The organism is Pseudomonas sp. (assembly GCF_032058845.1).
Lineage (GTDB): Bacteria > Pseudomonadota > Gammaproteobacteria > Pseudomonadales > Pseudomonadaceae > Aquipseudomonas.
The window spans coordinates 1-10,028 of the sequence record NZ_DAMCCR010000119.1 but is presented as its reverse complement, the minus strand read 5'-3'; the positions used below and the strand labels follow the sequence as shown (position 1 = coordinate 10,028).

Annotated in this window: 10 protein-coding genes; 1 reads left to right on the top strand and 9 read right to left on the bottom strand. The window is 64.7% G+C overall.

Translation table 11 applies throughout. The features are described 5' to 3' along the window. Nucleotides 1-483: 483 nt before the first annotated feature. A complete protein-coding gene (locus tag RT028_RS17825) occupies nt 484-783 on the top strand; it encodes a hypothetical protein (RefSeq protein WP_312936438.1) in 300 nt (99 codons plus the stop codon). A gap of 177 nt (nt 784-960) precedes the next feature. Here RT028_RS17825 and cycA read toward each other — a convergent pair whose 3' ends face one another. The 9 genes from cycA to RT028_RS17780 form a co-directional block, all read right to left on the bottom strand. Continuing rightward, nucleotides 961-2,352, bottom strand: coding sequence for a D-serine/D-alanine/glycine transporter (gene cycA, locus RT028_RS17820; protein WP_312936436.1), 1,392 nt, complete (start codon nt 2,350-2,352; stop codon nt 961-963). A 444-nt stretch (nt 2,353-2,796) separates the two neighbouring features. Continuing rightward, nucleotides 2,797-4,167, bottom strand: coding sequence for a PepSY domain-containing protein (locus RT028_RS17815; RefSeq protein WP_312936434.1), 1,371 nt, complete (start codon nt 4,165-4,167; stop codon nt 2,797-2,799). Between the two features lie 232 nt (nt 4,168-4,399). Further along, nucleotides 4,400-6,463 (bottom strand): TonB-dependent copper receptor, encoded by a 2,064-nt coding sequence (locus tag RT028_RS17810; protein WP_312936432.1) that lies wholly within the window; start codon nt 6,461-6,463, stop codon nt 4,400-4,402. A 64-nt stretch (nt 6,464-6,527) separates the two neighbouring features. Then, on the bottom strand, nt 6,528-6,992 hold the full coding sequence (locus RT028_RS17805) for a DUF2946 domain-containing protein (protein ID WP_312936430.1): 465 nt from the start codon (nt 6,990-6,992) through the stop codon (nt 6,528-6,530). 19 nt (nt 6,993-7,011) lie between these two features. Next, the gene (locus RT028_RS17800) at nt 7,012-7,494 is read right to left on the bottom strand and encodes a copper chaperone PCu(A)C (protein WP_312936428.1); all 483 of its coding nucleotides are present in this window, start codon (nt 7,492-7,494) and stop codon (nt 7,012-7,014) included. A 46-nt stretch (nt 7,495-7,540) separates the two neighbouring features. Next, nucleotides 7,541-7,927, bottom strand: coding sequence for a DUF2946 domain-containing protein (locus tag RT028_RS17795; RefSeq protein WP_312936427.1), 387 nt, complete (start codon nt 7,925-7,927; stop codon nt 7,541-7,543). Between the two features lie 98 nt (nt 7,928-8,025). Further along, the gene (locus RT028_RS17790) at nt 8,026-8,877 is read right to left on the bottom strand and encodes an SPFH domain-containing protein (RefSeq protein WP_312936426.1); all 852 of its coding nucleotides are present in this window, start codon (nt 8,875-8,877) and stop codon (nt 8,026-8,028) included. A gap of 26 nt (nt 8,878-8,903) precedes the next feature. Further along, nucleotides 8,904-9,341: an NfeD family protein gene (locus RT028_RS17785; RefSeq protein WP_312936424.1), complete on the bottom strand. Its 438-nt coding sequence runs from the start codon at nt 9,339-9,341 to the stop codon at nt 8,904-8,906. Between the two features lie 247 nt (nt 9,342-9,588). Further along, nucleotides 9,589-10,028 (bottom strand): precorrin-6A/cobalt-precorrin-6A reductase (locus RT028_RS17780; protein ID WP_312936423.1); only part of this gene is annotated, 440 nt, incomplete at its 5' end.

Here is a 10,028-nt window from a genome sequence, read left to right as displayed (position 1 = left end):
CAGCCGCGATGGGCGGCACAGCCGCCCCAAAGCTGCAACCTCCGTGTACCTGTCGTTGCGCGACGCCTGAATAGGGCCGGCTGCGCCGGCCATCGCGGCTGAAGCCGCTCCTACAGGAGGTGGCTAACAGGCGTGGCGAACGTTTTGACACGCTTCGGAGACTTGAGTACCGTGCCGCACCGCAGTAGCCTCTGCGGTTCGGGATTGGCGTCCCGTTGTCAGAACTGGACACATCGCACTTGCGATCGTCGTGTCCTGCATGGTTGCACCCGTTATGGGCGGAGCCGTGTGCGGGAGCCTTCGGGCTCACCGGACCTTCTGACCGGCACGCCAACCCACACGGCTCCGTCCACCCATATTGGCGTGTGGGCACGGAGATACACTTCAGAAGGCTGTAAGGAAACACACCATGCTCAAGAAGATCGTTCCAGATCCACCGTTCGTATTTGCTGACATCGTCACCTTTCCCCGAGAGGTGCAGCCATGAACGCGGAATCGCCAGTCAACATCACACCCCGCAAAACCCGTCCAGTGACCGCCATTTCCCACTTCGGCACCTGCAATCACGCCCACGCCCCAATACTCGCGGTGCGCGAGGGTGTCGATAGCGAGGATGCGCTGGTGTGTGCGATCGCCGCATTGAAGGCGGCGTACGAAACCAATGCCATGGCGCTGGAAAGAGCGGCCGAACCGATGCGCAGCCTGTTGGTGGCTACGGAGAACTCGCTTGAGAAAGGTCTGGCCTTGACCGAAGCCGTGTTGCAGGGCTTCGAGGCCGATTAGCAGAAGTAAATAAGGGCGCTCTCAGGTTTGAAGAGCGCCCTTCCTGGCAATGCACTGAGTGTCGCGAGAGAAACCTTTGGCTTTGATTGAAGCCGTGTTGCAGGGCGTCAAGGTCGGATAGCCGAAGTGAAGAAGGGCGCTCGTCACGCTCAAAGAGCACCCTTCATCGGCTATCGATCAGCGCCGAACCGGCCGCTTGCTGCGCACGAACCGATACGTCACCGCCAGCACCAGGAACCAGATCGGTGTCACCACCAGCGCCGAGCGGGTGTCCGCCTCCAGGCTCAACAGCACCAGAATGAACGCAAAGAACGCCAGGCACACGTAGCACATCACCCGGCCGCCCGGCATCTTGTACTTCGACGCCGCGTGCAGCGCGGCGCGCTGTTTGCGGTAGGTCAGGTACGACAGCAGGATCAGCGTCCAGACGAACATGAACAACACGGCCGACACGGTGGTCACCAGCGTGAACGCCTCGACCACATCCGGCACCAGGTAGATCATCACCGCGCCCAGCATCAGGCAGATGCACGAGAACAGCAGGCCGTTGGCCGGTACGGCGCGGCGCGAGAGCTTCTCGAACGCTTTGGGCGCATCACCTTCCTGAGCCAGGCCGTAGAGCATGCGGCTGGTGGAGAACACACCGCTGTTGGCCGACGAGGCCGCCGAGGTCAGCACCACGAAGTTGATGATGCTCGCCGCCGCCGGCAGGCCGGCCAGCACGAACAGCTCGACGAACGGGCTCTTGCCCGGCACCACGTCACGCCATGGCGTCACGGCCATGATGGCGATCAAGGCCAGCACGTAGAACACGATGATCCGGATCGGGATCGAGTTGATCGCCCGCGGCAGGGTGCGCTCGGGGTTTTTTGCTTCGGCAGCGGTGGTGCCCACCAGCTCGATGCCGACGAAGGCGAACACGGCGATCTGGAAACCGGCGAAGAAGCCCATGAGGCCCTGGGGGAACATGCCGGCGTCGTTCCACAGGTTGGCCAGCTGTGCGGTACGCCCGCTCGGCGACTCGAAGCCGGTGACGACCATGTACAGGCCCGTGGCGACCAGACCGAGGATGGCGACGATCTTGATCATGGCGAACCAGAACTCGGTCTCGCCGAACATTTTCACCGTCACCAGGTTCAGCGACAGCAGCACGGCCACGCAGGTCAGGGCCGGTATCCACTGCGGCAGGTCGGGGAACCAGAACTGCGAGTAGGCGGCGATGGCGATGACGTCGGCGATGCCGGTGATCACCCAGCAGAACCAGTAGGTCCAGCCGGTGAAGTAGCCGGCCCAGGGGCCGAGCAGGTCAGCGGAAAAGTCGATGAACGACTTGTAGTTGAGGTTCGACAGCAGCAGCTCGCCCATCGCCCGCATGACGAAGAACAGCATGAAGCCGATGATCATGTAGACGAAGATGATCGACGGGCCGGCGAGGCTGATGGTCTTGCCCGAGCCCATGAACAGGCCGGTGCCGATGGCGCCGCCAATGGCGATGAGCTGAATGTGGCGGTTGGTCAGGTTGCGTTGCAGGTGTTGATCGTCAGGCGGATTTTCAGTGGTCCGGGTCATGGTCTGCATTCCATTGGGAGGCCGTCTTCTGAAGAGACGTAGCCGCGTAGGCTACCACGGGTCAACCTGGGCGTAGCGCGACAGATCGACACGAGCGAGGCGGTGCAGGTGATGGTTGCAGTCACTTTTCCTGATCAGCCAGTGGTGTCTGGACTAGGCCGGCTGCGCCGGCCATCGCGGCTGACCGGAGCGCCGGACCGGCCGCTCCAACAGGGTTCTATAGTGGTCGGCACGCGTATTTCTTCAGAAAAATGCGGGCTCTGTGGGAGCGGCTTTAGCCGCGATGGGCGGCGGAGCCGACCCAAGACTGCGATCACTGTCTGCCTGCTATTGCGTGTTGTCTGGGTCAGGCCGGCGTTGCCGGCCATCGCGGCTGACCGGAGCGCCGGACCAGCCGCTCCAACAGGGTTCTGGCCCGAAACTCACCGCCTGTACCCAGCGCGGCTATGACTTGTCACAACCGGTCAAGCCCTGTCGGCGCACCGCCAGGTTATCCACAACCCACAGCACCACCATCGACACCCCCACCAACGGAAACACCACGCCCAACACCACCATCACCCCCACTGCCACCTTCCAGCGCGGCAGGTCATGGCGCAGCGGCGGTACGCCCAGGCCACCCGTGGGTCGACGCTTCCACCACATGACCAGCCCGCTCACCGAGCCGAGCAGAATCATCAGGCACACCAGCAGCACGATGATCTGGTTCAGGGTGCCGAACATCATGCCTTCGTGCAGCTTCACGCCCAGTTCGGTGGCGCGGGCGGCCGTGTTGTAGTCCTGCCAACCGACCTGGGCCAGCACCCGGCCGTCGTACTGGTCGATGTGCAAGGTGGCGTCGCGGCGTGGGTCGTCTGCGAAGACCGAAACGGTGAAGACGCCTTCGGCAGTGGTCGGCATCGTAATGCTGTAACCCGGCTCGATACCCTTGGCCGTGGCGATGTCCTCGACCTGCTGCAAGCTCACCTGCGGCGCCGCCGGGCCGCTGGAATGCATCGCATGGCCCATGTGCTCGGCATGGGCACCAGACTGTGGCAGCGGGGTGTTTTCCACCGCCCAGGGCACGGTCTGGCGATGCGGCTTGTTCAGTTCGCCCGTTTGCTGGGTGGATTTGGGCACGTCGGTCCACATGGCCACCGGGAAGCGGTTCCACAGCTCGGCGTATTGCTTGCCCCACAGCCCGGTCCAGGTCATGCCGCTGAGCAGCATCACCAGCAGCAGGCTGGCGCCCCAGAAACCGCTGACGGCGTGCAGATCGCGCCACAGCACGCGACCGTTGGCGCCTTTGCGCAGCCAGAACACCCCGCCGCGTCGCCCGCGCGGCCACCACAGGTACAGGCCCGACACCACCAGGACGATGCCCCAACCGGCGGCCATTTCGATCAGCCGGTCACCCAGGGTGCCGATCATCAGCTCGCTGTGCAGTGCACGCGCGATGGCCTGCAGGTTGCGCTTGCCGTCCTGCTCGCCGAGCACCGTGGCGCGGTACGGGTCGACGAACACGTTCAGCTCGCGCCCGCCGTCGTGCACCACGAACTGCGCGCTGCGGGTGGCGGTCGGCGGCGGCAGGTACTGGCCGACGTGGCCCTGTGGATAAGCCCGTTGCACGGTCGCCAACAGATGGTCGGCGTCGTGCCGGTGATGGCCGGCTTCGACCACCATCAGGTCGCGATACAGCAACGGGTCGAGCTGCGGCTTGAACAGGTAGATGATCCCGGTCAGCGCCAGCAGGATCATGAACGGTGCAACGAACAGCCCGGCGTAGAAATGCCAGCGCCAGGCCAGCGAATAGAAAGAAGTACGAGGTGCACGCAAGAGAATCTCCCAGGCGCGGCATGAGGCGCGGTGCGGGCCGAATCGTCGGGCCTCGATCACTGCGCCTCATGCCACGCAAACTGCATCAGGTCAGATGAGGAGCGCAGCGTTGGCCGCGCCCTTCGTTGTTATTAGGCAAAGTCGGTCCAGCCATGTCGCGTCGGGGCATGCCGTTGAGGGCCGTATTGCGATGAACCCTCGCGTACTGGACGCCGCGTGACCAACCGCCGGCTCAAAAGCTCAGATCCACTTTGGTCCACAGCGTCCGCCCCGGTTCGTTGATCGCCTGCGGGTCCTGCGCCGGGTAGCCGAAACCTGCATTGCCCGCCAGGTTCAGGTGCTCGGAATAGGCTTTGTCGAACAGGTTGTCCACGCCAGCGCTGAGCTTGAGGTTGGCATTGACCTTGTAGGCCCCGTTCAGCGAGAACACGCCGAATCCGCTGCTCTTGTCGTAGTCCTTGCCCACCACGTTGCCCTGGTTGATGGCCACACGGTTCTGCGCAGATGCCAGGCGCCAGAGGCTGCCGACGCTCCAGCGATCGCGGCTGTAGGTCAGGCCCAGGCGGCTTTCCAGGGGTGGCATTTGCGGCAGTGCGCGGCCGTCGCTGCTGTTCTTGCCCCAGGCATAGGCCAGGGTGGCGTCGGCTTTCCAGCGATCGGTCAGCGCATAGGCTGCACCCAGCTCGCCGCCCGTCACCCGTGCGTCGATGTTTCGCGCCTGGCTGGTGGGGCCCATCATGCCGGGGGTGTAGTCGAACAGAATGTAGTCGCGCACCTGGCCGACATAGCCGGAGGCCCAGGCCTCCAGGCGTTCGCCTTGGTACTGGATACCGAAATCCAGTTGCGTGGTTTTCTCCGGTTTGATCGCATCGAAAGCATTCACCGAGCCTGCCGGGCCTGCCTTGGGCGAGAACAGCTCCCAGTAGTCAGGGAAGCGCTGGGCGTGGCCCAGGCCGATGTAGGTGGTGGCGTTCAGCGCGCTGAGGTCGTGCTCGTAGCGTACGAAGCCACTGGGCAAGGTGTCGGCGCGGGTATTGCCCGAGGTGGCGATGCCCTGGCGGAAATCCTTGGCCGCGGCGCGGTCCAGGCGGGCGCCGGTGATCAGCCGGTCCTCGTCGGTGGCGTACCAGGTGAGCTCGCTGAAGGCGCCGTAGTTGTGGAAGTCCGCGTCCTTGGTCCAAGGCTGGGCCTTGTGCGCATCGACGCCCATGCCGCCGCGCTTGCGATGCTCGTTGGTCTGCGCGTCCAGGCCGCTGATCAGTTGTACATCGGCCCAGCGCCAGGTGGCCTTGATGCGTGCGCCGAGGGTGCGGCGATCGACGTTGCTGACCATCGGCATGCCCATCATGCCGCTGCCGGAGGGGCGGCGCAGGCTGTAGTTGTCCATCACGTGGTCGGCGTAGTTGTAGTAGACCTGGGCTTCGAGCTTGTCCAGGACCTCGCCGAGGTTGGACTTCTCGACCCGCAGGCCAAGGCTTTCGCGCTTGAACTGCGAGCCGTCCATGCCACGGCCGGCATAGCGCGATTCGCCGTCGCCCTTGCCGGCGGTCAGTTCGACCAGCGTGTCGGCATCGGGCGTCCAGCCGAGGGCAACGTCGCCGTTCCACTTGTCCCAGCGCGACGGCACCGTGTCGCCGTGGCCATCGTCGTAATCGTCGGAGCGCGACTGGTTGCCGACGAAACGGGCGTAGCCCTCGGCATTGCCGCCCGCAGCATCGAGCACCTTGTCGAAACGGCCATTGGAGCCGGCCAGCAGGCTGGCATTGACGCGGCCGCCCAGCTCACTGAAGTGCTCGGGCTCGCGGTCGAAGAGGACGGTCCCGGCTGAACCGCCCGGGCCCCAGATCACGCTTTGCGGGCCTTTGATCACGGTCAGGCGGTCATAGGTTTCCGGGGCGATGTAGGACGTCGGTGCGTCCATCCGGTTCGGGCAGGCGCCGAGCATCACGCCGCCATTGGTGAGGATGTTCAAGCGTGAGCCGAACATGCCACGCAGCACCGGATCGCCATTGGTGCCGCCAGCGCGGATGGCGGAAAAGCCGGGGATGGTCTTGAGGTAGTCGGCGCCGTCGCTGGCCGGTACGGGCTGGCGCGGGTCCTTGGGGTTGGTGGTGATGGTCAGTGGCGAGCTGGGCGCCACGGCGGTGATCACCGTGGGGCTCAGTTCAGTGGCGGCGGTCAGGTGCTGGCTGTGGTCGAGGTCAGCGGCCAGGGCCATGGGCGTGATCAGCGAACCGCAGAGCAGGGCGATGCTGCCGCGCAAGGAGAGGGCGGATACAGGGGTGCAGCCGGACATAATGATTCCAGTCGATCAGTCATAGGTGGGCGCGAAGCACGCAGGCTTCGGGCGATGTAAACGCTCAGACGATCGAGGGAAAAGGCGGTGCGCGGCTGCGTGCACCGGGGAAGAAGGCCGCGCGACCGTGGCCTGCGCGCACGGTAGGCGCCAGGTGCAAGGGTGGCGGCAAATGGCCGAGGGCCAGTGGGCTGAGGGTTTGCGGCAGGGCCGGGCAGTTGAACAGCAGGCTGCAATAGCCGCATTTCTCCCACAGCACATGCAACTGGCCGTCGTGCCCGGCGCCGTGGCCGGCGTGGGCGTGATGCGCTGCCGGGTCAGACGCGCCGTCCATGGGCGTGTCCTGCGTGCCGGCCATGACCATCGGCATGGGCATGGACATACCGGCGTGATGGTTCATCGGCATCGACTGGGAAACCAGCGGGCCGATGAAGATCATCCACATGGCGAACAGGCTCAGCCATCCGCCACCGACGCGCCTGCGAGCAGGGCGAGTGGAGCGATGGGGCCTGTGGCGCGAAAGGCTCATGGCGAGCGCGGTTCAGCGATCAGTGGGCGTGACTATGGCCTTGTTGCTCGGCGGGCGCCTGCTGCTGCACGGCCACTTGCACGGTGACGTCACCGGCGCGCTGGAAGTGCAGGGTCAGCGGAAAGCGCTTGCCGTCGGTGAGCAGGCTGCGGTCCGTGGGTTGCAGGATCATCACGTGGTAGGCGCTGGGGGCGAACACCAGGTCCTTGCCAGCGGGCACCGGCACGCTGTCGACCTGCTGCATCTGCATCGCGCCGGCGGCGGTTTGCACATGCTCATGCAGCTGGGCGTTGGCGCTGATCGGCGTGTCGACCGACAGCAGCCGATCATCCACTGCGCCGTTGTTGTGCACGATGAAGTACGCCGCGACGTTCGGCGCATTCGGTGGCAGGGCCAGTGACCATGGGTGGGCGATGTGCAGGTCGCCTGCGGTGTATTCATGGGCAGTGGCGAAGGCAGCGGGCAGCAGCAGGGCGGCCACGACGAGGGCGTGCTTGAGCATGGAGTTTCTCCGATCGATTGAGGTTCAGGCAGGCAGCGCTGGAAACTCAGGCGATCGGGGAAGCACGGGGATTGATGCCAGGCCATTGCTGACGCGGCGTGGCCAGGTAGACGGGGTGTTCGTCAGCAAGGCCGATCACCCGTTGCGCAGGGCTGCGCAGCTGAGGCGACTGCCCGCCCAAGGCTAAAACCGGCGCGGCGCCTGAGCAGCACCAGCAGTGCTGCATGGCGGCGTGGTCGTCGCCCTGCGGGCCAAGATCGATCTTGGCCAGCTGCTGCACGTCGACCAGCGCCTTGCCACCGCTGGAACAGAATGCACCCCACAGCAGCTGCTCGGCCGCACCCTTGGGTGCAGCGCTGGAGAGCGGCATGGCCAGCAGGTTGAACAGCACTGCCAGGCAGGCGATCAACGCGATGTGGCGACGTGGGGGCATGGAGAGATCCGGTCAGGAATCAGGGGCGTATTGTACGGCGCAGTATAGGGAAATATCGCGGGGTGCGGTGATGTGCCGCATACCGCGCCTGCGGGCTGTCAGGCTTTGCGGCCCATCAGGCCGCGCACGGTTTCCTGCAGGTCTGCGGGCAGCACCACGATCTTGGCATTGTTGCTGGAGGCCAGGGTTTCCATCGCGCCGATGTAGCGTTCACCCAGCAGGTACAGGGCGGGGGTGGTTTCACTGCCGACCGCCTCACGTACCAGGGTAATGGAGCGCGCCGATGCCTCGGCCAGGCTGATCTGCGCCTCGGCGTCCAACCGGGCGGCTTGCAGGCGCGCTTCGGCTTCGAGCACTGCGGCCTGCTTGGCACCTTCGGCGCGGGTGACGTCGGCTTTACGCTCACGCTCGGCCGCGGCCTGGCGCTCCATCGCGACCTGCATGTTCGGTGACGGCTTGATGTCCTGGATTTCCACCGAGCGCACGGTCACGCCCCAGTCTTCGGTCTGTTCGGACATCGCTTCGCGCAGGCGCGCCTTGATCTGCTCGCGGCTGGAGAGTGCCTCGTCCAGATCCATGGCGCCGACGATGGCGCGCAGTGACGTCATGGTCAGGCTGGTCACGGCGTAGGTGAAGTCCTGCACGCCATAAGACGCTTTCTGCGGGTCGACCACCTTGGCGAAGCACAGCGCGTTGGCGACGATGACCGCGTTGTCGCGGGTGATGATTTCCTGCTGTTGCACATCGAGGATGATGTCTTTGGTCGGCAGCTTGTAGGCCACCACATCCATGTACGGAATGAGAATGTTCAGGCCGGGCTTGAGCGTGCTGTGGTAGCGGCCCAGACGCTCGACGATCCATTCCTCGCCTTGAGGCACGATGCGCACACCTTTGAACACGGTGACGAGCAGGAAAAGGGCCAGGGTGGCGATGACGATCAGACTGGTCATGGTTACAGCGTCCTTTGAGGGTGTAATCAGGCCCGGATGATCCGGGCGACGTTGCCTTCGATGGCGGTCAGGCGCACGCGCTCGCCTGCAGGGATATCAGTGTCGGCGATACAGACCCACTCCTCGTTGCCGAGGATCGGCTTCTGGAAACGCACGCGACCCTTCTGGAACTCCGACACGGCGAGGGTAAGCAGGCCGACTTCGCCGATCACGCTGTCGGCCGTCCAGCGCACATCGGGTTTCTTGCGCCGAAAGACCTTGAACCAGAGCGCGATGATGACCGATGAAAACAGCAGCCACAGCAGCCCCTGAGCGTCCAGTTGCAGAGAAGGGAAGAGCAGGGCGATCGGCGCGACCAGCACGGCGCCGATGCCGAACCACAGAATGAAGAAGGTAGGCAGGATCAGTTCGAGCAGGATCAGGGCGACGCCGAAGACGAGCCAGATCCACCACTGCATTTCCATATGAGCGACCTTGCGGTAAGAGAGCGCGAAGCTTACGGCAGATCAGGGGGCACGGCCATTGGCGACGTGCATCGAAACGCTGCCGTTTTGTGCCTATCGCAACCTCGATCGTAGGAAGAAGTGCAGGGCCTGCCGGAAAATTTCTGAGACGAACGTCAGACTAAGCGAAGTGAGCCTGGAACGCCGGGTCGAGCCGGGCACCCGGGCGAGGTGCTGCCAACGCTTTGCAGTGCAGCATGACCTTTTATCAAAGCTTTCCCTGTGGAGCCTTGAATCCCAGCGCCGCCAGCAGCGCGTTCACCTCGACAAATTCCCGGTCCACCACCGGCAAGGCGGGCCGCTTCAGCACCAGCACCGGCACACCCCGCTCGCGCGCCACCTCCAGCTTCGGCTCGGTGGCGACGCTGCCACTGTTTTTGCTCACCAGCACATCGATGTGCCGACGCTCGAACAGTGCCCGTTCACCGTCGAGGGAAAACGGCCCGCGGGCGCCGATCACCTCGCAGCGCGCATTGCCGGGGTAGGCCAGCAGGGCGCGCAGTGTCCAGAACTGCCCGGGCGGGATTTCATCGAGGTGCTGCGAAGGCTCGCGCCCGAGCGTGAACAGCGGCCGCTCGAACGGCGCCAGCGCCCTGACCAGCTCGGTCCAGCCGTCCACCTCGCGCCAGTCGTCGCCGGTCTGCGCCT